At 31.8% G+C, this 24,542-nt stretch carries 18 protein-coding genes; 2 read left to right on the forward strand and 16 right to left on the reverse strand.

Annotated elements, in window-relative coordinates; all coding sequences use genetic code 11:
- Nucleotides 1-448: 448 nt before the first annotated feature.
- From AMD28_RS00485 to AMD28_RS00495, 3 genes are all read right to left on the reverse strand, one after another.
- On the reverse strand, nucleotides 449-1,237 hold the full coding sequence (locus tag AMD28_RS00485) for a T9SS type A sorting domain-containing protein (RefSeq protein ID WP_055442205.1): 789 nt from the start codon (nucleotides 1,235-1,237) through the stop codon (nucleotides 449-451).
- A 17-nt stretch (nucleotides 1,238-1,254) separates the two neighbouring features.
- Complete coding sequence (locus AMD28_RS00490) at nucleotides 1,255-6,339, reverse strand: BspA family leucine-rich repeat surface protein (RefSeq protein WP_152975504.1); 5,085 nt, start codon at nucleotides 6,337-6,339, stop codon at nucleotides 1,255-1,257.
- Nucleotides 6,340-6,544: 205 nt separating this feature from the next.
- Nucleotides 6,545-6,724 (reverse strand): hypothetical protein, encoded by a 180-nt coding sequence (locus tag AMD28_RS00495; RefSeq protein WP_152975505.1) that lies wholly within the window; start codon nucleotides 6,722-6,724, stop codon nucleotides 6,545-6,547.
- Nucleotides 6,725-7,063: 339 nt separating this feature from the next.
- Between AMD28_RS00495 and AMD28_RS00500 the strand changes: the two genes are divergently transcribed.
- A complete protein-coding gene (locus tag AMD28_RS00500; RefSeq protein WP_055442208.1) occupies nucleotides 7,064-8,620 on the forward strand; it encodes an FMN-binding glutamate synthase family protein in 1,557 nt (518 codons plus the stop codon).
- Between the two features lie 62 nt (nucleotides 8,621-8,682).
- Here AMD28_RS00500 and AMD28_RS00505 read toward each other — a convergent pair whose 3' ends face one another.
- Nucleotides 8,683-10,428 (reverse strand): hypothetical protein, encoded by a 1,746-nt coding sequence (locus AMD28_RS00505; protein ID WP_055442209.1) that lies wholly within the window; start codon nucleotides 10,426-10,428, stop codon nucleotides 8,683-8,685.
- A gap of 379 nt (nucleotides 10,429-10,807) precedes the next feature.
- Here AMD28_RS00505 and AMD28_RS00510 point away from each other — a divergent pair, with 379 nt between their 5' ends.
- Nucleotides 10,808-11,836: a T9SS type A sorting domain-containing protein gene (locus AMD28_RS00510; RefSeq protein ID WP_055442210.1), complete on the forward strand. Its 1,029-nt coding sequence runs from the start codon at nucleotides 10,808-10,810 to the stop codon at nucleotides 11,834-11,836.
- Nucleotides 11,837-11,920: 84 nt separating this feature from the next.
- Here the strand turns inward: AMD28_RS00510 and AMD28_RS00515 are convergent, their stop codons facing one another.
- From AMD28_RS00515 to AMD28_RS00570, 12 genes are all read right to left on the reverse strand, one after another.
- On the reverse strand, nucleotides 11,921-12,661 hold the full coding sequence (locus AMD28_RS00515; protein ID WP_055442211.1) for a LytR/AlgR family response regulator transcription factor: 741 nt from the start codon (nucleotides 12,659-12,661) through the stop codon (nucleotides 11,921-11,923).
- Complete coding sequence (locus tag AMD28_RS00520; protein WP_055442212.1) at nucleotides 12,661-15,489, reverse strand: sensor histidine kinase; 2,829 nt, start codon at nucleotides 15,487-15,489, stop codon at nucleotides 12,661-12,663. The genes AMD28_RS00515 and AMD28_RS00520 overlap by 1 nt, the downstream gene beginning before the upstream one ends.
- Before the next feature lie 219 nt (nucleotides 15,490-15,708).
- Complete coding sequence (locus AMD28_RS00525) at nucleotides 15,709-16,035, reverse strand: hypothetical protein (protein WP_152975506.1); 327 nt, start codon at nucleotides 16,033-16,035, stop codon at nucleotides 15,709-15,711.
- Between the two features lie 6 nt (nucleotides 16,036-16,041).
- Nucleotides 16,042-16,473: a hypothetical protein gene (locus AMD28_RS00530; protein WP_055442214.1), complete on the reverse strand. Its 432-nt coding sequence runs from the start codon at nucleotides 16,471-16,473 to the stop codon at nucleotides 16,042-16,044.
- Nucleotides 16,474-16,561: 88 nt separating this feature from the next.
- Nucleotides 16,562-16,747, reverse strand: a complete 186-nt coding sequence (locus AMD28_RS00535) for a putative metal-binding motif-containing protein (protein ID WP_055442215.1) — start codon at nucleotides 16,745-16,747, stop codon at nucleotides 16,562-16,564.
- Nucleotides 16,748-17,113: 366 nt separating this feature from the next.
- A complete protein-coding gene (locus tag AMD28_RS00540) occupies nucleotides 17,114-18,043 on the reverse strand; it encodes a CPBP family glutamic-type intramembrane protease (protein ID WP_055442216.1) in 930 nt (309 codons plus the stop codon).
- 211 nt (nucleotides 18,044-18,254) lie between these two features.
- Nucleotides 18,255-18,953 carry a putative metal-binding motif-containing protein gene (locus AMD28_RS00545; protein WP_083478204.1) on the reverse strand — a complete coding sequence of 233 codons (699 nt, stop codon included), beginning with the start codon at nucleotides 18,951-18,953 and terminating at the stop codon, nucleotides 18,255-18,257.
- A gap of 4 nt (nucleotides 18,954-18,957) precedes the next feature.
- Nucleotides 18,958-19,758 carry a prolipoprotein diacylglyceryl transferase gene (locus AMD28_RS00550; protein WP_055442218.1) on the reverse strand — a complete coding sequence of 267 codons (801 nt, stop codon included), beginning with the start codon at nucleotides 19,756-19,758 and terminating at the stop codon, nucleotides 18,958-18,960.
- Between the two features lie 25 nt (nucleotides 19,759-19,783).
- Nucleotides 19,784-20,104: a hypothetical protein gene (locus AMD28_RS00555; RefSeq protein ID WP_055442219.1), complete on the reverse strand. Its 321-nt coding sequence runs from the start codon at nucleotides 20,102-20,104 to the stop codon at nucleotides 19,784-19,786.
- A gap of 11 nt (nucleotides 20,105-20,115) precedes the next feature.
- Nucleotides 20,116-20,562: a hypothetical protein gene (locus AMD28_RS00560; protein ID WP_055442220.1), complete on the reverse strand. Its 447-nt coding sequence runs from the start codon at nucleotides 20,560-20,562 to the stop codon at nucleotides 20,116-20,118.
- 34 nt (nucleotides 20,563-20,596) lie between these two features.
- Nucleotides 20,597-21,628 carry a hypothetical protein gene (locus AMD28_RS00565; RefSeq protein WP_055442221.1) on the reverse strand — a complete coding sequence of 344 codons (1,032 nt, stop codon included), beginning with the start codon at nucleotides 21,626-21,628 and terminating at the stop codon, nucleotides 20,597-20,599.
- A 9-nt stretch (nucleotides 21,629-21,637) separates the two neighbouring features.
- A complete protein-coding gene (locus AMD28_RS00570; RefSeq protein ID WP_055442222.1) occupies nucleotides 21,638-24,442 on the reverse strand; it encodes a DUF7619 domain-containing protein in 2,805 nt (934 codons plus the stop codon).
- Nucleotides 24,443-24,542: the final 100 nt, after the last annotated feature.

The following is a 24,542-nucleotide window of genomic DNA, read 5'->3' on the forward strand; positions in this document are numbered from 1 at the left end:
TGTAATGTAAATTACATCTGCGGTAAGTATTTGGCCATCAAGCGTCCCTTCACTATCATGACCATCGTTTATTAATTCCTGCTCAAAATTAGAATCTGGAATAGAAGTGTACTGTGCGTTTGCACAAAAGGACATAAAAAGAAATACGGTTAAAAGAAGTAAGTATTTTTTCATGAGAACAATCATTTAAATGTGATATACTGCTTGATTTTATTCCACAAATTATAACATTCAACTATATAAAGCATTAACACCACATCAATTTACGTAGGGGTACGTAGTACCTTAAAAACACATAAACCACTAATAATTAATGCATTATACCGTATAATTTTTTTACTACTCACCTACTTTATTCTTACACTAAATCGAATTATATGTAAACAAAAAACGCCTCAAACTATAATATAGTAATGAAGACGTTTTAATAATTAAATAATAGTTAGGGTTACTCTTTTATTATCTTTTTGATGAAGGTTTGATTATCTATTGAAAGTTTCAATACATACAAGCCGTTTGCTAATGTTGATAGATTTAAAAGGTTATTACCTTCTAGTAACTCCCCTTTTTGAACTAGCCTACCATTTATATCTAGAATTGTATAGGAAGCATGATTTAGCAATACAATAGTAACATTGCTTTTTACAGGGTTTGGGTAGAAGCTAATGTCTTTTATCCCAGAGTGAATAGTTGCTGTGCTTAAAGTTCCTAGAGTTATTGAATTGGCTGCTGGGTCATTTTGTGAAAATCTATTTACTGCGGCTATATTAATATAGTTTTCAATAAATAATAATTCATTAAAAATAGGGTCGCCATTTTCAACAAATGTTATCATAGCATTAGAAGCTAGTGTAGAGGTTGCAATAATATCGAATATAACCAGCTCGAAAGGGCCGCTACCATTTAATAAAATACTATTTGCTCCAGCTTCTACTCTACTTAAAAAATAGGCGTCTGTTGTATTTGATAAGGATATAGATTCCCATTCAGAAGCTGGAAGTCCTGAATTACCTGTTACAAAATTCCCTAAAGTTACACCTTCTGGCACATAAAAACCTGCTCCTAGATCATCTGTACTATGATCTGTGACACCCTCGCTTGGTGTTGCTAATAGTGCTATTTGAGGATTTCCTGTACTTGAATTTATTCCTAATAAAGAGATGCTAAACTCATATGTTTGCGCTTGCAATGTAAAGGCAAGTAAAATTATAACGATTGTTGAGTATATTTTTTTCATGTTTTTTATTTTTAATATTAATTAGGCAGTTGTTCGGTTATTGGATAAAAATTAGAAGATGATCCATTTTCTGGATGATTTAAAATGATATTTTTTAATATCCCTGTATCATTTCCTGGCCCTAAATACCTTACTTGACTATTCATATTAATATCTGCTTTGTCGTAAGCTATAAAAGGATAGAAATTACTACCTGAAGTATTTCCAGGTGTATTTAAAATAATACTTTTTAATACTCCTGAATCGTTTCCTGGTCCTAAAAAGCGTGTTTGACCATTACTTTTTATATCTCCTGCCCACATCCCTAAAATGCCAGTTGGCATCCCAAAAGAGCTTTGTGCATTGTTCCCATAAGTAATTGGATTGTTGGCGTCTGTAAAATCTACTGTAGGAGCTAAAACATCTAAAGTTACAGGATTTGCTGTCATAATCCCTAAATGGTTACGATGCTTCACTACAACATAATAATTGTCTGCACCCAAATCAAAACTTATACTTGAAAGACCATCAATAGCAACCACATCTCCATCACGTTGTAATAAAGCCGATTGGCTTGCTAAAATAACTAAGCTGTTCGCTGCATCACGTAATTCAACAAAAACCCAGTCTACAATATTATCGGCTATAGATCCTGTTCCCAAAGTTCCTCCTGTATTAAATACTGTAGCATCAACTACCACAGCATCTGTATAAGGACTTGTAATAGGAAGCAATCCTGCTATACGTAAATCGTCTCGCATTAAAGCTTCTTCTCCTGTATTAGGGTTTAAAGCTGCACCTTGTAATACCACTTTTGGAGAAACTAAAGCACAATTGCTACCTCCATCTGTAATAGTCCAGCCATGAGTACTTATTAAATTGGTTCTTGCTGCTTCTCCTGCACAATACTTATTAGTACCACCATTAAAAACTATACCTATTGGTATTTGTATTTCACCAGTATCTAAAGTATTCCAACCTATTAAAGTGCTATCGTAATTTTCTAAGGATAAGCTTACACCACTAAACATTTGATCCATATTGTTTACATTACTTATATCCCAGAACCCAAGATTTTGATCAAAAACAGTTGCAGCATAAAACATCCCATACATATCTGTTACCTTACTAACATCCCAATTACCTATGTCTTGATTAAATGAAGTAGCGTTAATAAACATATACCCCATATCGGTAACACTACTAACATCCCAGCTCCCAATATCTTGATTAAAAGCAGTATTCAAATTAAACATTGATGACATTGTTATAACGCTACTTACATCCCAAGAACTTATATCTTGATTAAAAGCAGAGCCATAAAACATTCCACGCATACTTATAACATTACTAACATCCCAACTCCCAATGTTTTGATTAAAATTAGTTGCGTCTCCAAACATATTAGCCATGTCTATAACGCTACTTACGTCCCAAATACCAATATCTTGATTAAAAGCAGTAGCATCTCCAAACATAATATACATATCCGTTACGTTACTTACATCCCAATTACTTAATTCTTGGTTAAATGCAGACGCGTCATAAAACATTGATGACATCTTGGTTACGTTACTTACATCCCATGCATTTAGGCTTTGATTAAAAGTGGAAGCTCCCCAAAAGACACCCAACATATTTGTAATAGTGCTTACATCCCATGCGCTTAAATCTTGATTTATAGAAGTAGCATACTGAAACATTCTGCTTAAAGAAGTGACTTGTGATAGGTTTGGACTATCTGTGGCATTAATTACTAAATTTGCACAACCACTAAAGCTACCGTCCATACTTTCCCAAGTTTGGGTTCCCCATTGCTCTACAGACAGAATTTTTAATTTATTTCCAGAAACGTTAGAATCGTTAAAATAAATACGAGGAAAATCGCCTTTTATATTAATAGTGTGTATACCACTATTAGCATACGAATGTGTTGCGTCTCCTGAAACCCCTAGATCATCAAAAACGCCATCATTATCCCAATCAATATCGTAATTATAACCTGTACCTGTAGTAGGTATAGTAATCGTTTCATTTGCTGCTGCTGTTTGCCAAGTAGTAATAAATAATGCAGAACAGTCTTTTCCTCCATCTGTAATTGTCCAGTTATTAGATGCACTCATTAAATTTGTTTGTGCTACTTCCGCAGAACAATAGGTGCTATTACCACCACTAAACGTTATGTTTGTAGGAATTTGTGTTTCTGTCGAAACTAAAGTGTTCCAGCCTATTAAAGTACTATCGTAATTGGAAGTGGATACCGTTACACCATCAAACATGCTAGCCATATTGGTTACTTTACTTATATCCCAATTACTAAGATCTTGGTTAAAGGCTACTGCGCCTTCAAACATACGGTTCATAAATTCCACATTTTTTACATCCCAACTCCCAATAGGTTGATTAAAAGCTACTGCATTTCTAAACATATGAGCTATGTTAGTAACGTTACCAACGTCCCATCCACTTATATCTTGATTAAATACAAGTGCACCAGAAAACATATTAAGTGTAGATGTTACATTACTCATGTCCCAACTGCTTAAGTCTTGATTAAATGTTGTGGCACCTGTAAAAGCTTGTTCCATACTAGTTACAGTACTAACATCCCAAGTACCAATTACAGCTTGATTAATAGCAGGAGCTTGACGAAAAATACGGTAAAAAGAAGTAACCTGTGACAGGTCTGGTTTATCTGTAGCATTAATAACCACATTAGAGCAACCATAAAAACTAGCATGCATACTTTGCCATACTTGTTCTCCCCATTGCTCTACGGATAGTAATTTGTCTTTATCTCCAGAACTTCCAGACCAAAACCATGGATAGTCTCCAGTTATGGTTACGGTATACGTTCCTGCTGTGGCATATTGATGTGTTATGCTTGATGCAATATTACTATTAGTTAAACCATCTCCCCAATCTACATTGTAATTATAAGGGTCTGTACCTTGTGTAGGTATGGTAATACTATTAGCATTTGAAGTTCCCGGATTATCTGTTTTCCATGTTGTAATAAAAGCTGAAGAACAATCGTTCCCTTCATCTGTAATATTCCATCCCATAGAAGTCGTTAAATTGGTTCTAACAGAATCTGCTAAACAATAAACACTATTACCTCCATTAAAGGTAATTCCAGTAGGTATTTGTATTTCTGAACCACTAAGCGCATGCCATCCTATTAAAGTATAATCGTAATTATTTAAAGACAAGCTTATGCCATCGAGCATGTCTGTCATGTTGGTAACACTGCTGATATCCCAAGTACCAAGATTTTGATCAAATGACGTAGCATTGGCAAACATAGATTCCATGGTAACCGCATTTTTCACATTCCAGTTTTCTATGTCTTGATTAAAAGCTGTAGCATTTTTGAACATAGAAGACATATTGGTTACATTTTCAACATTCCAATCATTAATATTTCTATTAAAAGTGGAGGCGTTTAAAAAAATACTCTCCATAGTTATTACATTACTTACATTCCATAAATTAAGATTTTCATTAAAACTTGTAGCATTTTCAAAAGCATGCCCCATATCTGTGATATTCTCTACTTGCCATCCATTGATATCATGATTTAAAGAAACGGCATCTCGAAAAATACTATTAAAAGAGCTACACTGTTCTAGATTTGGTATATCGGAAGCCGTTATTACTAAATTACTACAACCATAAAAACTAGCTTCCATGCTTTTCCATGCCTGATCTCCCCATTGATTCACAGATAGTATTTTATCTTTGTCTCCCGAATTATTAAAATAGATATGTGGAAAATCACCTTTAATCGCTATGGTATGTGTTCCTGCTGTTGCATACGTATGTGTAGCATCTCCTGTAACGCTTAGATCATCAAAAGTACCGTCATTTTCCCAATCTATTTCATAATTATAACCAGAACCTATTGTAGGTATTGTAATCGTTTCATTTGCTGCTGTAGTTTCCCATGTGGTTATAAAAAAAGTAGTAAATAAGGTTGGACAGTCTGAAACACCATCTGAAATAGTCCAGTTATATGGTGCACTAACTAAATTAGTTCTTGCTGCTTCCCCATAACAATAATTACTATTGCCTGCGTTAAAATTAATTCCTGTTGGTATTTTAGTTTCTGTTCCATTTAAGGTGCTCCAGCCTATTAAAGTGTTGTCGTAATTTTCTATAGAAAGTGTTACGTTATCCATCATGTTAGTCATATTGGTAACATTACTTATATCCCATAAGCCAAGGTCTTGATTAAAGGCAACTGCATCACTAAACATCGTAGACATATTGGCAACAATACTTACATCCCAACTACTAATATCTTGATTAAAAGCTGTGGCTCCGTCAAACATAAAAGCCATTGATGTAGTTGCACTAGTATCCCAGCTGCTAATATCTTGATTAAAAGCTGTAGCATCTTGAAATGCATACGCCATATTTGTAATTGAACTTACATTCCATCCGCCTATATCTTGATTCATAGAGGTTGCCGTATTAAAAATTTTAAGGAACGAAGTGGCTTCTGACAAGTTTGGATTATCTGTTGCATTAATTTCTAAATTAGAGCATCCATAAAAACTATAGTCCATGGAACTCCAAGCTTGAGAACCCCAATTTTCAATAGAAAGTATTTTATCTTTATCTCCAGAGTTGGCAAAGCGCATGTGTGGATAACTCCCTGTTATAGTAACTGTGTAAACACCAATTGCGTTATAAGCATGTGTAATACTACCTGTTAAACCAGTATCTGTTTGACCATCTCCCCAATCTACATTATAATTATACGTAGCCAAACTTGTTGTTGGTATTGTAATACTATAATCGTCTGATGTTCCTGAGTTATCCGTTTTCCAAGTAGTCGTAAATGCAGAAGAACAGTCTATGCTAAAAGTAGTGGATACATCGACCTGAAATGTTGTTGGTGTATCTGTTCTATAATTCCAATCGTCTACAACATCTTGTGAATCTAAACTTACACATTGTAAATTAGGATTACCATCTGACCTATAGAAAATCATATTTGAATTAAACCCATTACTAATATCTAAATAACTTAAGTCATTATTTCTACAATTTAAGGTATATAAATTCCCAACGTTACTTAAATCTAAATACTGGATTTGATTGTTAAGACATGACAAGTAGTTTAGTCTAGAATTATTAGTTAAATCTAATACTGTTATTACATTATTATTACAACGTAAGGACAGTAGATTTGTGTTTTGTGTTAGATCTATTTGAGAAATAAGATTATCATTACTATATAAATGTTCTAAGCCTATAAAATCCTGAATACCGGTTAGATTTGTTATTTTTTGGTTTTGCGGTTTATTGGTTCCTGTTATGTTAAGAGTTGTAATGTAAATTACATCTACGGTAAGTATTGGCCATCAAGGTCCCTTCACTATCATAACCATCGTTTATTAATTCCTGCTCAAAATTAGAATCTGGAATAGAAGTGTACTGTGCGTTTGCACAAAAGGACATAAAAAGAAATACGGTTAAAAGAAGTAAGTGTTTTTTCATGAGAACAATCATTTAAATGTGATATACTGCTTGATTTTATCCCACAAATTATAACATTCAACTATATAAAGCATTAACACCACATCAATTTACGTAGGGGTACGTAGTATGCAAAACCAATATTAAATACTGATAATCAACGCGTTATTAGATCTGATTATTTTTCAGTCTTTACATTGAAATTATACCTCCAACAAATCCTCTTTATCTTTCTAACAGATATAAAAAAAACACTCCATAAAAGTGCGAAGCTTTAATTTTAAACTTTAAAAGGGGTTTTCCTCTTTTTATAAACTTGTTAGCCAATAAATTTATATTTTTGAACAAAAAACATTCAAAATGGAAACACTTCTCGATTTTTTATCCAATATTTCTTGGTGGTTATGGATTATCATAGGTTTAGCATTAGTAGCTATTCGAGATGTGCTATTTCAAAAATCGCATACTATAAGTCATAATTTTCCAATTATTGGTCATTTTAGATATATGTTGGAGAAAATTGGTCCCGAATTAAGGCAATATCTAGTTGCCAATAACAGAGACGAGTTACCTTTTAATAGAATTGAACGTGGTTGGATTTATGCTTCAGCAAAAAAAGAAAACAACTACGAAGGCTTTGGTACAGATAGAGATATCTATGCACATCAGCATATTTTTATTAATAACGCGATGATGCCATATCAAATACCTACAGATCATCCAAATAATGAAAACCATTGCTTTTTGCCTTGCGCAAAAATAATGGGTGAGTTTAATAAACGTAAAAAACCGTTTAGACCAGGTTCTGTAATTAATGTTTCTGCTATGAGTTTTGGTTCGCTATCTGCGAAAGCGGTGGAATCTATGAATAAAGGCGTTAAAATGGCTGGTGCATATCATAATACAGGTGAAGGTGGTTTATCGCCACATCACAGTCATGGTGGCGATGTAGTTTTTCATTTTGGAACCGGTTATTTTGGTGTTCGCGCTGCGGATGGTGGTTTTTCTATGGAAAAAATGATAAAGCTAGTAGAAGACAATCCGTTTATACGTGCTATTGAAGTAAAATTATCACAAGGAGCTAAACCTGGAAAAGGAGGTGTTTTACCAGGAGCTAAAATAACACCAGAAATAGCGAAGATTAGAGGTGTTGAAATTGGAAAAGATGTACTTTCTCCTCCAAATCATAAAGCGTTTAGTAACGTACCAGAAATGGTAGATTTTATTGAGCAAATAGCCGAAGCTACAGGATTACCTGTTGGTATTAAAGCTGCTATTGGTAAATTAGAACAATGGGAAGAGCTTGCAGACATTATGAAAGCGACAGGAAAAGGTCCTGATTTTATTACTGTTGATGGTGGTGAAGGTGGTACCGGAGCTGCGCCTCCAAGTTTTGCAGATCACGTATCTTTACCTTGGGTGTATGGTTTTGGTGATTTATATAAATTATTTCAACGTAAAGGCTTAAGCGAACGTATTGTATTTATTGGAAGCGGTAAATTAGGTTTCCCTGCTAAAGCTGCAATGGCTTTTGCAATGGGTGCAGATTGTATAAATGTTGCTCGAGAAGCCATGATGAGTATAGGTTGTATACAAGCACAAGTTTGTCATACTAATAAATGTCCAAGTGGTGTTGCTACACAAAGTAAATGGTTACAAAACGGTATAGACCCTACTTTAAAATCGGTGCGTTTAGCGCAATATTTTAGAACATTTAGAAAAGAGTTTATCGAAATCACACATGCTGCTGGGTATGAGCATCCTTGTGAGTTTACAATGAACGATATTGAAATTAATGTAGATGATCATAACTTATCTAAAGAACTAAGTGGAACTTATGGTTACGAAAAGACTCCTGTTCCTTTTAATGGTATGAAAAGCTTACAAGATTGTATGTATTTAGGTGGAAATAAATAATAAAAAAGAGGCTTCCATTGAAGCCTCTTTTTTTTATCCTAATTACAAAAAACGAACTCGTATTACATATCTCTTATTACGTGAATGGTTACAGAAAGGTTTCTCACATTTCCTGAAGTATCCGTATAGGTTCCGTTAATGGTTGCGTCTATATAATTACCGGCACTACCATAATTAGATAAATTTAATTGTAAATTAGTTGGTATAGAATAATCTAAATCGATATTAGATGCTTCAAAACCAAACTGATCTAAAGAATAATTCCCTGGTGTTGTACTCCCTAAACCAACATAGAAGTAGTTTAGATTTGTTTGAGAACTAACAGAAATCCCAGGACTTGATTGGTTACCACTTGCACTTATACTAGCTAAAAAATAATCTGTTGGATTATTATCTACTCGTACACTAATGAATTCTGTTACTGCAGAACAAGCAATTATATTTCCAACATTGGTATTATTAAAAGTAAAAGGCAATGCTGTTGTGGTTTGAAAAGTATCAAAATCAGCTCCTTCTAAAGTGAAATCGGCTAAAGAAGCACATTGTATTACACTTAAAGAAAAACTTCCATTGGTTACATCTACAGTTGCATATTGGTTTCCATAGGTTACCGCTGCATAGCCATTAGTAACATTAGCATTTGAACAATCTACTAGATTACCAGTAATAACTGCTGCCGATACTGTTGGCAACACTAAATCACCATAATTGGTATTGGTTGAAAAAGGCCCTATAGTTGTAGTATATACTTCTATACCACATTGATCGAATATTTTTAAAGTTAAGGTTTCATTTGCTGGTATTAAACCGCATATTTCACCAATACCATTAGACACTCCTGTTCTTGGATAGGTTGCTCCACTTCTAAACATTTCGACTTTTACATTAGATAAAGGAATATTTGCAGCATCCACCACATTTAAACATAAGGTAACCGTTGGAAATTGCGCATCACAGTTCCACCATGAAAAATGAGAAACTTCACCAACATATTTCCCTCCAATTAAAGTCGCTTCTCCATCTTCTATCCAATACCCATTTTCTTCATCAAAATGCCATAAAGGAATCGTTGCTGGTGCATTACCGCTTTGTGCAGGATCTACTGGCATTTCAATTTCTGCAACATGTCCATCTGCAATATTTAATTCTTGACCAGATGCTCCTCTTAATTCTACATTTAACATCCCGTAAGACTCCAGAATACGTTCCTCTCCACTAGCATTTTCCGCTTGCAAATTGCCAGGCATTATTGCATCGATATCCGGATTTGAAGGATCTAAATGATACATGATCACATCTACATTTCCAGAATATGCATTTCCGTTTACCTCTTTAAACGCGCCATCAAACTTCACGGCAGTTCCGTTTGGCAAGTTCACTTCACTATCTCCTCCAGAAGAAATTGTTGCTACAATATTTTGAGGAATTAGCATCAAACGCACCGTATTTGTTCCTTGAGTAGGTACTATACTTTGCATTCCTTTTAGATAACCCGGCTTTTCTGCTACAATAAATGCTTGTCTTTTTTTTACATTCGCGTTACTAATAATAAACATCCCATTGGCATCTGTAGACTCCATTTTTGATCCGATAGAGACCATTACATTTTCTAATGGAGCATTGGACTCATCTACAATTCGCCCCATAAAATCATGCTGTACGTTTTGCCCTAAGTCTAATCCTATTTCATTATTTTCTCCTGGCTCATAAGACTCGTTAATATCCTTTGGGTCACAGGATGTAAATAAAGTACCTACTACAAGTACTAGACTAAGTAATAATTTGAATTTGGTGTTTCTATTTTTCATAATTTAAAGTTTTAAACGTTCAAAATTTATAGTTTATAGCATTATATAAACTAGCTTGAACTTTTGTTACCCTATTTTCTAAAATTTATTGAAACAAACTTATAAATGCCTTTTTATTGGTTTTAGATATTGGAACACGATATGCATTATCTAGAACAACATATCCTTCGTTTTCAAAATGACGTACTACACTACATTTCTATAAAAAATCTCTAGTCTTAAAATCTTCAATAGAAAAAGATAAAATAACAGTCATTTTTTTGATAAATCAGCAATTTAATTCCTAAAAATAAAACAACGTTAAAACTCTTTTACAAAAAAGGTTACAACTAATTATTTTTTATTAATTTTAAGTATAATTCACTAAAAAAAAATAAATATGAAGAAAAAACTACTATTAATTCTAACCTTATCTATTACAGTATTATCCTTTTCCCAAAATGATATTTTATTAGTTACGGATAATGATTTTGACATAAATGATAATGCTGCTTTTTACAATTCGATATTAACAACATCTTATACAAGTGTAACTTTATATGACTCCAATACCAATGGAATTCCTACTAGTACAGAGTTAGATAACTATGATTTAGTTATTTGGTTTACCGGTGACGATAGTTTAAACCTTAATTTTTGGTCTAACGGTACTTCTGGAAATACAGAACTTACCAGTTATTTAAATAATGGTGGAAAATTATGGATTATAGGAAGTGATTTAATCTACGGAATGTATTTTGGAGCACCTGCTAATTTTTCAACTGGAGAATTTATGTATGATTATGCTTGGTTAGCTTCTTACGACACACAAACCTTTGTCGATGATGGAGGTTTAGGAGTTCCTCAAATTGATAAAAATAGTAATATAAGTATAAGTTACCCAAGTCCGCTTACCTGGGTATTTTCAACCTTATATTACATAGATGGAGTAACACCAAGAACAGAAGGCATTAGTGTTTATGAGTTTGGTCCTGCAACATACCCTAATGCAGGAGAAACTACAATGACTTTTTATGAAAACGACACCTTTAGTGTCATGTCTACGTTGTTTAACCCTATAAATATTGACGCATCGGTAACTAACGGATTAGCTCCTAGCAATGATTTAGACTTTTTTATTCAAGCAAGTCTAGACCATATATTTACCAGCTCCTTATCTATTAATGAAGACAACTATAACGAGATTAAATTAAACACGTATCCAAATCCAAGTAAAGACTATTTCCATATTACGTTTAATACAGATACATTATTAAATAAAGAATTTGAAATATATTCAATTTTAGGAAAGGTAGTTTTAAAAGGAAAACTTACAGATTTCACTACAGAGGTTTCTACTAAACACCTAGCAAAAGGCACTTACTTTTTAAAAGTTGGAAACCTCAGCAAGAAAATTATTAAGTATTAATTTGTTTTAACAATTAAAAAAAATCGCTCTTTAAAATTTTAAAGAGCGATTTTTTTTTGAAATAATTCCATGTTTACAAATAACTTAACTAAACAAACTTAAAAACGCCTTTTTATTGGTTTTAGATATGGGAACACGATACGCATTTTCTAGAACTACATATCCTTCGTTTTCAAAATGACGTACTTTTTCTAGATTAATAATGTGCGACTTATGGCATTTAAAAAACTTGGAGTTTATTAGTTTTTCAAACTTACCTAAATTGTAAGAACTGATTATTGTAGTACTATTGATTAAGTGAATTTTGGTGTAGCCTTCATAGCCTTCTAAATGTAAAACCTCATCTTGTGGTATAAAAGAAACCCCTTTTTGGGTGGGTACAATTATCTTATTATTTTTAGATATATTTTCTTCTAATAAAGCGACTAATTTGGAGTTGTTTTCGCTTTCCTTTTTTAAATGAACAATATCTATAGCTTTATTTACAGCTTCCACTAAATCGGTATTATCTATAGGTTTTAAAACATAATCAATGGCATTCTTTTTAAAAGCTTCTAGAGCATACTCGTTATAAGCAGTTACAAAAATAACTTGAAAATGGACTTGTTTTAATTTAGCAAGTAACTCAAAACCACTAATTCTAGGCATTTCAATATCTAAAAAAAGAATATTTGGTTCTTGTTGTTGAATAGCTTCTATAGCATCTTCTGGTTTTTGAAAAGCACCAGAAATTTGAATATTAGGAAACAGTTTTTCAATTTTACGCTGTAATCCTTTTAGGTTTGAAACCTCATCATCTACCAATATGGCTGTTATATTATTCATTATTTAATTATCTTAATTAAAAACACCGATTTGTTTCCCTTATCTTTTTTATCTGGATGTACTTCTTCTTCGTTATAACTGATTTGCCATTTTTCGGAATAATTTAAAAAATGCAATCTATCTTTTAATACGTTGGAAGATTTTACATTTTTATTTTGTCGCTTCTTTGTATTCACAAAACCTACTCCATCATCGATGATTTCGACTTTAAATGTTTGGGCATCTATATATATAAAACGCAATGCTACTAAGCCATTTTCCATTTTATTAAAAACGCCATGATTTACAGCATTTTCTACTATTGGCTGCAATAACATGGTTGGAATTTTTGTGCTTTCTAGGTTTAAATCAGTATCTACATGAATAGTAAAATTTAGTTTTTCTTTAAAACGAAGTTTTTCGATTTCTAAATAATTATTAAGTAAACTAACTTCTGTAGCTAAGGATATTTCGTTTTCTTTGGAAAGCTCAAAAAACTGACGAATAAGCTTTGAGAATTTTACTAAATAGGTCTCTGAAGCTTCAAAATCATTTTCACCAATATAGTATTGAATTGCAGAAAGCGAGTTGAAAACAAAATGTGGATTCATTTGAGATCGCAATGCTTTAAGTTGTAACTCACTTAATCGTTTGTCTTCAAAAACTTTTTGATTTTTTTTAAATTGAGAACGTCTCACAAAAAACCTAGAGATTAATGCTACTAAAAAAACACCTAACAATACAACCAAGACTTTAAACCAAAATGCTTGCCACCACAATGGTTTTATGGTAAAATGCAATTGTTTAATGATAGTACCAGATTTAAAATGAAAAATATAACTACCTGGCTGTAAATTGTTGAAATTAAAAATATTTGTATTGGTGGTTGTCCATTTTTTTTGAGAAGGCTCTAGCTTAAAATCATATAAGAAATCAGTGTTATTTTCTGAGAAATCAATATTTGCGACTGTAATATTAACGTTATTATTTTCTGTGTATTTAAAAGTAGCACTATCTGCTGTTATATTCTTATTATTATACTTGGCTTCACCAATGTACACATCTAACAACTGCGGTATACTCTCGCTTTTTTTTGGTAAAATAGCTATTCCGTTATTGGTACCTACTATTAGATTTTCATCATCTACAAACACCGTATTTATATGATCTGTTGGCAAACCATCTTTTATTGTAAATTGTTTTTCTAATTGATAATCGTTATTTGTTTTAGTGAATTTTAAAACACCCGTATTTGTTGCTAACCATAATTTTTTATCTTCAACAAATGCTTCTTCAACAATTAAAAATGCTGTAGAAACTAAAGGTTTTATTTCTTTTAAATCTGAAATATACGCACCAAAACCATCCGTGTTAATTATGATGTTGGTGTCATCCATTTTTTTAATACTTAAAATAGATTTATTAAATGTTTTATTCTCAAATACTATAGGTTGCAAGGAATCGTTTATAATTTCCTTTAAGCCATTAGTAGTTGCAACTAATAAACGATCTTTAAAACAAACGATATCATTCGCTCCTTTTTGACGGAATTCTTTCTCTACTTTTAAAGAATTTAAATTTAGCTTATTAATTCCGAAGGAAAAATTACCATATAATTTATCCTCAAAATACAATAGCTTTCGCCCTATTTCATTTATGACATATTCTTCCATATATATATCAGAAAGATCTAATGTAGAAATGACTCCATTTACTTCTTTGGATATGGAGTTTTTAAATAAGTAAAAACTGGTATTTAATTGCTTTATTCGGCTTGCTCCAAAAACATAATCATCCCTTTTTATATACTCTTGAAATGCTTTTTCTTTTTTATTGTATTTATAAAAACCCTTTCCGTATACACCTACAATTAACTCCTGGTTTATTATATTAAAGCTTTGAATTTTCTCATTAAGCAATTTATATTTTACATTTCTTTTTACATAAGGCAGTTTGTAAACGCCGTTATTAAAAGTAGCTATCCAAATGGTATTCAATTTATCTATAAAACCAAAATGGCCTTGCATATTTTTAGGAAAGAAGAACGGATTAACTATTTCATATTTTCCATCTAGTTTTGCTACAAATCCGTTACCCGAAATTTGCAATCCTCCATTCACCAAATTGATTCGAAGATTTTTAACTTCATCTATGCCTATAGATTTATTTAAATGAATTGTTTTTACTTTTAAGGTATTAAAATTAAGTATCGAATAATTTTTATTTGTGGTCCAGAAAAACAAACTATCATTTAATTGTCCTCTAGCCCCAGTTTTCCCATGGATGTCTTTAGAATAAAAACTAGTTATGACATTATTTTTTTTATCGTATAATTCTATTTCCCCCTTTTCTTTAAAGGCAATATTAGCCACATTACCTTGTCTTACTTTTATTCTGTCTAAAAACAAAGTGTTTGACGATTTAATCGACTCACCAATCCATTGCTTATCTTTTAACGTAAATGTTCTATTTGGACCAGACGGATAAACAGAATCACCAACTTGCGAAGAATATATGGGATTAATAATTTTGTTTTTATTGCTATTAGGAAAGGATAGAATAGAATCTTCTTTTACATAGCCTAGGCTTGCAGATTTAGACATGTACCAAACGTTACCATCTGGCGTTGGATACGCATCCCAAACATCATTATTTGGCAATCCATCTTTTGTAGTAAATGTTATTAATTGGTTTCCATTAAACCTTGTCATTCCTTTATCGGTTAAAAACCACATAAATCCTTTAGCATCTTGTATAATAGTATATACATGATTACTTGGCAAACCATCTTTTGTTGAGTAATTGGTGTACTGCTGTGCAAAGGAAATAGTAAATGAGAAAAACAACATTATTAAGAAGTACTTGTGTTTTGCTATTCTTTCTGACTTAATAAATAAAATAGAAAACACAGAAAAAAAACGCCATATCAAAAGGAATAAAATTAGGATATGGCGTTTTTTATGTTTCAATAGTATCTTTTTTTGATGTATTACAAAAGTAATGGATTTTAAACTCTAATTAAATTATGCTTCCAAACAATTACTATTCTAAAATTAAAAGCGTAGTTATTATTTATTTTTAGCATTATAAAATCGTAATGCATCCGAAAACTTGAATGTTTGTGTAGCTTTAAATTTTTTATTTAAAATCACTTTCACTTTATTTAAAGAGTCCTTTAAAAAAACAATTTCCTTAAACTCTATAGGTTTATTAGCGTAGTTCTTTAAATAGAATTTTACTATTTCTATTTTTTCGTCTTCACTTAGTTGTTTTGTTTCCTCTTTTTTTGTCTCCACCTTCGTTTTACTTACTAATTGTTCTGTTTTATTTTCATCTTTACAATTAAAAACAAGCATACCAATACAAAGAACTAGATACTTAATTTGTGTTTTCATATTATTTTAATGGTATAAGTCAATAATTACGCAATACTCTGCTTCTAAACCTAATCCAGTAATATCGTATCTAAATTCTTCACCTATGGCATTACCTGCTCTTTGACAAGTAACATTTACATTATAAATGGTACCATTAACACTTAATTGTCCTCCTCCTGTTGCTCCATCTGTTACAACTAATGTTACAAACCAAAAATTTCCAGGATCGCTAGATTTATATATTTCCACTTCTGGTCCATTAGAAGATGTGTAATAGAAATCTGTGGTTAAATCGGATTCCGCGATTAATGTTTGTGTATTGTCTGAGGTATCTAAAAAAGTAAATCCGGCAAAATTACAATCGTCTTGATTGTCTGCATCCCCATCATCGTTATCGCAGTTAAATAATACTAGAGATAAAACTAGTAGGCAAAGCATTTTGATCGTTGTTTTCATAATTGTTAATTTGTTTTAATATTATACATTTCCCTTATATCAAAATAATAAAGAAATTGTTACCCCTTAATGGATTCTTTTTTAATATTTAAAAAAGTTCATCTGTTATTCCATCACAATTATCATCGATACCATTTTCAACTTCCACAGCATACGGATGTACTTCAGGGTTGGTATCATCACAGTCTAAATTATTATGTACTCCAACTGCTGGTGGTGGTAATACATCACCTGCTCCATAACCATCGCCATCTGCATCGGTGTAATATTCCATAATGTCTACATAACCATCACAGTTACGTCAATATTATTACCAACTATTTCATCTACTTTCGGGTTTATCATAGCATCGTTATCATCACAATCGTCATTATTATACACCATACCATTTGGTATTTCAAGGTTTCAGTTTTCATCTGTAATATCTCTATTAAAACATACGTAAGTTAGTCTGGTTTTTATTAGTGTTATGTACCGTACGTACTGTAAAAAATAAGATAAAGAGTACCATTTTAAAAATAGTTTTCATAATTATTTAGTTAAACAAACATAGCTTTTATATTAGCGCATAAGAAGACCTATTGAAACAAACGTGTATTTGATACAAGGAACGGTCCTTTTTATTTAACGATAATAAATTTTAAAAATAATTATCAAATTTTTGAATAATTGCCATTAAATCCATTAAAAAAGCAACTCCCATATGAATAATGATTCCGCCAATAATAGATCTACTATGCAAAGAAATAATTCCTAAAATATAACCACCAAATATGGAGCCTATAATTTCTCCAGTAGGTTTTCCTATATGAAAAAAAACATATAATGCTACCATTGGTAAAATAGCCTTTGAACCCAAAATTTTAACCATACTTAAAACAAGAAATCCTCTAAAAAACCATTCTATAGAAATAAAATCGAATAAATACACAGATTCATAAATAGCTAAAGCATGTAACTTATTTATAGCGTTACCTGTATTACCAATTAAAGGATATTGATTTAAAAAACTAGGTTGAAAGGATGCAATACCAATAAAAGGAATAACGATTAACAAGAGTAAAAAATATGGTTTCCAACTTACATTTTTTGTTGAAAAACCATAAAAATTGGTGTTATATTTTTCAAATAGATAATAGAAAAATAAAATTCCGAACGAAAAAATAATGGTACGCATTGCTCTGGCGGCAATTTTAGTATAAAAAAAAGCTTTTTGAGGTGCAATATTTTCATAAATCCATTTGTAGTGTTCTAAAAACCCTAATCGCAAACTTACTAATAGAATAGCAAATATACTTGTAAACCAAAAACCACTCGATTTTATAAAACTATAATCTGATTTTGTAAAAACTATTATTGCTATTGTTGTGTAATAAGCAAACCCAAAAAATACAAAATAAAACATTACAAGTAACGGAGTATTTATAGTTTTACTTAAGAAGTTTAGGTCAAAATTTGTAACATGATTTATATAGATAAAAACACTTAAAAACGATAAAAAAATGAAGTATGTATCCGTTTTATAATCTTCTTTTAGATGTGTTCTTATATATTTTACTATGGTTTTCATTTTGAAATGGATATTAAAATATATTGGTTTTATAAATTTTTATCTATCATGTTAACAAACGTAATTTCTGCATATGAGGTTACTTCGTAAAACAGTAGCTATAAAATAATTGGTAAATTATTAAGAAAAAGAAAAACTCCATATCCAAATGAAAATTATTGTGATATGGAGTTTATGAAATTAGTAAAAAAAGTTTTAGTGCTTTAATATATTAATTTTCATCTATTACACCATCACAATCATTATCTATGCCATCTAGCACTTCAATGTTATACGGATGAATAGCTGCATTAGAATCATCACAATCAATATTATTGTTAACGCCAGAAGCTGGTGGTGGTAAAGCTGCACCTGCACCATAACCATCTCCATCTGCATCTGTATAATATTCTAAAATATCTGAATTACCATCGCAATTATCATCAATTCCATTACCTAAAACTTCATCTGCTAAAGGATTTATGTTTGCATCACTGTCACCACAATCTCCAGCATAATAAGAATAACCACTAGGTATACTTTCACCTACCAATAACTCTACAACTTCTGTTGCGTTTGGATTACCAAAACCATCTCCATCTGCATCTACAAATAAGGTTATCGATATGTAACCATCACAATCTTCATCAATACCATTGTCAAGAATTTCTGTAGCACCTGGATATGCAGTTGCATCGTTGTCATTACAATCGGTGTTATCCATTATATAGTTTACAGGAACATCATCAGCTGTGTAAGAAGTAGAAGATACGGATGCGTCGCCATAGCCATCTTGATCTATGTCTGGCCAATAATTTTGGAAATCTTGTGGTGGATCACTTATACCATCTCCACATCCAGCACCGATTATAAATACTGCTGATACTAACAGCATCACTGGTAAAATTGTTTTAAAAAATCGTTTTTTCATAATGTTAAGTATTAATTAAGTTAGTGTTTGTTCGTTTATAAAATTTAAAATAAAAATAAGCTGCAATTGCTATTAGACAAAGCCCTATAAATTGCGAATGAGACAATATGTTATCTATAATATAGCCTCTGTTATCTCCTCTAAAAAGTTCTAGAATACCTCTACCAAAAGCATATAGCATTAAATAGATTAAGAAAATTTGTCCGTTAAACTGTTTGTGCTTTTTAATTACAAATAGCGTTAACATTATAGCTATTAATAGCGCTACCTCATATAATTGTGTTGGGTGAACCGAAATACCATGTGTTGTTGGAAAAATGATTCCGATACTACTATCTGTTGGCGCTCCGTAACAACATCCTGCGGCAAAACAACCTATTCTACCTATGGCATGCACAATAGTAGTCGTGATTGCAAATATATCTAGCATAGGTAAAACGGGAATGTTATGCTTTTTTAAATACCAAATAACATAAGGAATAATCACTACAAACGATCCATAAAACACAAAACCTCCTGAAAAATTATCAGACATTAAACTTGGGTTTTGCATGTAAGGCAAAGGATCTTGTAAATAGTAAAACAACTTTCCGCCAACAAAACCTGCAACAAAAATCCCATAGAAGAAACTATTGGAAAGCTTTGTAATCCCTAATTCTTTTTTAGCGCTCCTCTTTGTATAAAGCGCTGCTATTAATGTACCTAATGCAATTAAAGTTGCATAGGTATAAACAGTAACTTGTTCTACACCAAAAAGGCTTGCCAAGAAATCTGGAAGAGAAAAATCTAATAATTTTGGAAACATATTCTGTTTAGTGCTTTATAATAGATTATTTATTTTTATTAGCGTTATAATAATTAAAAGCTTCAGAAAACTTCATTCCAAAAAAAGCATCCCTATCTTCATAAAAAACTACTTTTACGCCATCTACAAAATCATTTAAAAAGATGATTTCATGAAAATCTTTTTCGGCCATTTTTTTGCCATTAATCAAATAGTATTTCACTATTTCTCTTTTTTCGTCTTCACTTAGCTCCTTGGCAGCTTCGGTTATAGTTGTATTTTCTAATTGCGTTGTTTTACTTTCGTTTTTACAATTAAAAACAAGCAAACCAATAGCAATAACGAGGTACTTAAATTGTATTTTCATATTACTTTATTTTATAAAACTTCATCTATAATAACACAGAATTCCACTTCTATACTACCGCTAACAACATCTAATCTAATTTCATCACCTACTGCTGTTCCTGCGCGTTGACATGTTACAGTTACTAACTGCTCTGTTCCTCCATCAATAGTCATTCTTCCTACTCCTGTTTCATTTAACAGTATCACATTTGTAGTAAAAAATAATGTTGTAGCTCCCGTAAAAGATGCTATTTCAATTCCGGGCGCTCCATAAGGTCCGTTACTCGCATTTGGAAAATACTGTGTGTTTAATTCCGATTCAGGTATAATGGTTTGATCATTACTGTTTCCGTCTAAATAAGAAAAGCCTTGATAGTTACAAACATTGGTATTTGGTGCGCTGTTATCATCATTATCACAATTAAAGAAGGATAATGCTAATATTAGTACGAATGCTGTTTTTATAATTGATTTCATAATTAGGGATGTTTATTATTTTTATTAAATAGAATTAATTTATAATGTCTAAGCCGTATAAATACTTGCCATTTATGGGGTATTCATTAACCGTATCACTTATGAGTTTAATTTCAAAAACGATAGAATTCATGGTAAATGGATTGGTGTAATTAAAATAGAAACTGTCATCACAAGCATCATAAGCAGCATTTATTTGTCTATCTCCTCCAGGAGCTAAAAGCGTATTCGCACTCAAACTAAGACTGTTTGTCAAATCTTTTATTACAGAAACTTGCGGTACACTTCCACTTAGATCTACTTTTAAAAGTTCTAGTGTATAACTACTAGCAATAGTCTCGTCCGACTTTAAAATATAAAGCGTATTATCATCCACATACTCCAGACTTCTATAAAAAACCTTATTTGTAGTTTCATTATACGTTTCTAAAAGATCATCGCTCCAAGTATCTGTTGTTTTATTGTAAGTAAGAAGTTTGGTATTCGCTAAATAATACAGCTTGTCTAGATTGTTTGATGTGGATTTGAATAGCAATAGTGTAGTTGCTCCAGAATTACTAATATCTACATTTTGAATTGTTTGACCAACAGCACTACCAGACGCATCAATTATGGTATAATCCGATAAAACACTAGAACCAATATAAGTGTGTTTTATAGAGTATAAACTGTTTCCTAAATATTCATAATTATAACCGCCATTAAAAGTACTTTGCGTTACGGTATTCGAATTGATATTGTACTTAAATATAGCTGGATGATAGGTAAATTGATATGTGATTTCTCCTGTATTCGGATTTATAGCAGATAGCATTTCACTTAACGGTCCTCCTGTTGCATTATTTAATGCATTTCCAGAAGTAAGCGCCATTGGCGTCGAGAGCACATTGGATTTTTCGTATTCAAAAATATCAAAAACACCAACCGATGAATCTGGGATATCTACAGCCATTGTGTAAAACTTAGCATCACAAACGGTTGTGACATCATTATCTTCGTCGGAATCACAACTACTAATAAAAGTAGCTATTAACATAGTAAAGAATACTGTTTTAATTGTTTTCATAATTTAGAATTACTGTTTTACAATTTTTTTAGTGGAAACACCTTCCTTCGTTCTTACTTGTAAAAAGTATAAACCGTTAGATAGACTAGAAGTGTTTAAGGTATTCTCTCCTTTTTGAAGTTGTCCTTGTTTAACAACTTGCCCATTTACAGTTATTAAACTATAATTAGCATCTTCTTGTATGGATACAGTTAGACTATTATTTACTGGATTAGGAAAAGCATTAAAACTACTTTTAAATACTTCAGAAACACTTAAACTACAATTTGCATTAGATACTTCTATTTGATAAGGAAGCACACTGTAGTTTGCATTGTTACTTTCTATTTTAACATAATAGAAGCTACTCAATGGAGAATAAACGTATCTGGTTAACGGATCGGAACTAGTTACATAAAATGGTGGTGTTGTTTGTTGATAACTATCAAAAAAGGTTACTTTATAGGTTAAACCTACTGGAATATTTTTTATTATAACTTCTGTACCAACACCTGCCTCTAAAGGGAATGTAAAAAAATCTACATCGCCTGGCTCTCCAATAGTAGGATTATAAATATTACAAAGTGGAATATTTACAGCTTGCGCAAAACTATCATTAGGTTCGTAGTTATCATAAGCTGTTGTTGCACAATCTTCATTAAAACCCGTTTGCGCATCTACATTGGTCCAATTTATTGTACTCCAAGCTGCATCATCTACTTGAATACAATTTAAGTTTGGGTTATTTCCTGCTTGAAATAAAACAAAATTGGTATTGTTTCCATTTTTAACATTAAGACTGCTTAGCAGGTTATCTCCAGATCTAAAGTCTATTAAATTAGAAAAACCAGAAGCATCAAAACTTGTTAATTGATTGTTGTTAATTAATAAATCTGTTAACAGACTGGAATTATTAATCGTTAAGCTCGAAATCTGATTTTGACTACATGACAAATACGTTAAGTTCGGATTTAATGTCACATCTAGAGTTGTTAAAGCATTGCCACTACAATTTAGCGTAGTTAAATTTATATTGGAAGAAACGTCTAAAGTAGCAATAGAATTGGTATGGCAATACAAGAATTCTAATGCTACAAAATCTTCTATTCCTGTCATATCAACAATACCTTGATCTTCTAAATCTAAAGTGGTTAATGCATCTATATTTGCTGTTGGCACATAATCATCCAAAGAACCAGAATCATGACCTAGTGCAATTAAGCGTGCTTCAAAATTATCGTCTGGCACGTAGGTTAATGCAGGTGACACTATTGTAGTAGTATAAGTATTTGTAACCACAGCAGGATTAAAATCAAAGAAAATACTAGCAGTAGCGTCAAATGCATCTCCAACTGCAACCGTACTTTTCGGTTTTATTTTATAAAAAATCCAACCATGACTTCCTGGCTCATTTGTTGTTGCATCGTCTAAGTTTATATTATTAAATGTATATGTAAGTTCATTTCCATTCGCAACAGTCGTTGTATACGCATGTGAAGCAGAAATTGGCTGAAACGTAGCCCAATCTAAATCCGCATCTAAATCTGTTTTAACCGAAATGTTTACTGCAGAAGCTGTTCCTGTATTCTGAAAACGAATTCTGTATGTTAAATCATCTCCTATTTGGGTTGGCGAAATTTCATCCCCTTCCATACATAATACATCATTAGGGTCATAACCATTTACAACCGTTTGATTGAAATTAATAATATTATTAGATGGATTTATATCCGCAATTGGAGTAATGTTTCCTGTAAAGCTTAAAACGTCTCCACTATTTACAGTAGGAGGAGATAGTACGTTAAATGAAAGTGTAATATTCCTAAACTCTAAAGGTGTTAAATTGCTATAAGACCAAGTAATAGTCCCGCCTGTTACACTTGTTGGTATAACGGATGCTGAATTAGTAACATACGCTAGTTTAGAGCTATCAAAATTTAAAACAAGAGACTCACTTCCTGTTGTAATATTTCCATTATTTCCATAAATTAAGTCATAAGAAGCAACAAATCCTGGTCTAGCTAAATTTTGACTTACTAATTGTGCTTGCACTTCTACTCCATTAATATTACTAGTCAAACAGAAATCGTTATTTAAGTATGACGTAGATGATGAGTTAATGGTTAAATTAATTCCATTTGGAGTAGCAACTATATTACCATTATTAACAGGTTCTATTAAAAAATTACCTGAAGTATTTGGTAAAATAAAATTATAAACACCATTAATGGTAGCCGTATATGCCGAAGAGTTATCACTTAAGTCTGTAATTTTAATCGGAAAATTATTCAGCATATTATTATAAGTACAGCCAGTAGTATTTACATTACCACTTACCGTTATAGGATTATAAGCTCCTAATGCTACGCCATCTAGAAAAAACTGACAAGAAGGAATTGTTATTCGTAATTGGTAATTTCCAGCAGGCAAATTAGCAAACACTAACGAACTATGCTTAGGACTTGGCCAATCGGTACAAGTACCTGTAACTGTATTTATAGAAGTTGCACTAATAACTGCACTATTAGTATCTACTAACTCAAATATAGCTGCAGTTCCACTATATATAACTGCATATTCTAATTCTAACTCATAATCTCCAGATAACCCAACACTAAAAACGGAAGAGGTTATCGTTGTTGCTGGATTACCTAAATTATTTACAAACATAGATTGGCATCCTCCATTAAACCAAGATTTGGTAGCGGGTGCTGAAGCAACAGACCAAAAACCAATATCTAAAGCATCGTTAAATCCGCCATTTGGAATTAATACCGTTTGCGCTTGTGTTATACTTACAATGAACATAGCAAGTAATAGTAGTGTTTTCTTCATGATTCTTAAATTTTAAAGATTAAAAAAAGCTTCGTTTTATCCGCTTTCTATTTCTATATCCAAAAACGATACGAAATGTTACCCCTTTTTCAATTAAAAA

This window comes from Lacinutrix himadriensis (assembly GCF_001418105.1).
GTDB lineage: Bacteria > Bacteroidota > Bacteroidia > Flavobacteriales > Flavobacteriaceae > Oceanihabitans > Oceanihabitans himadriense.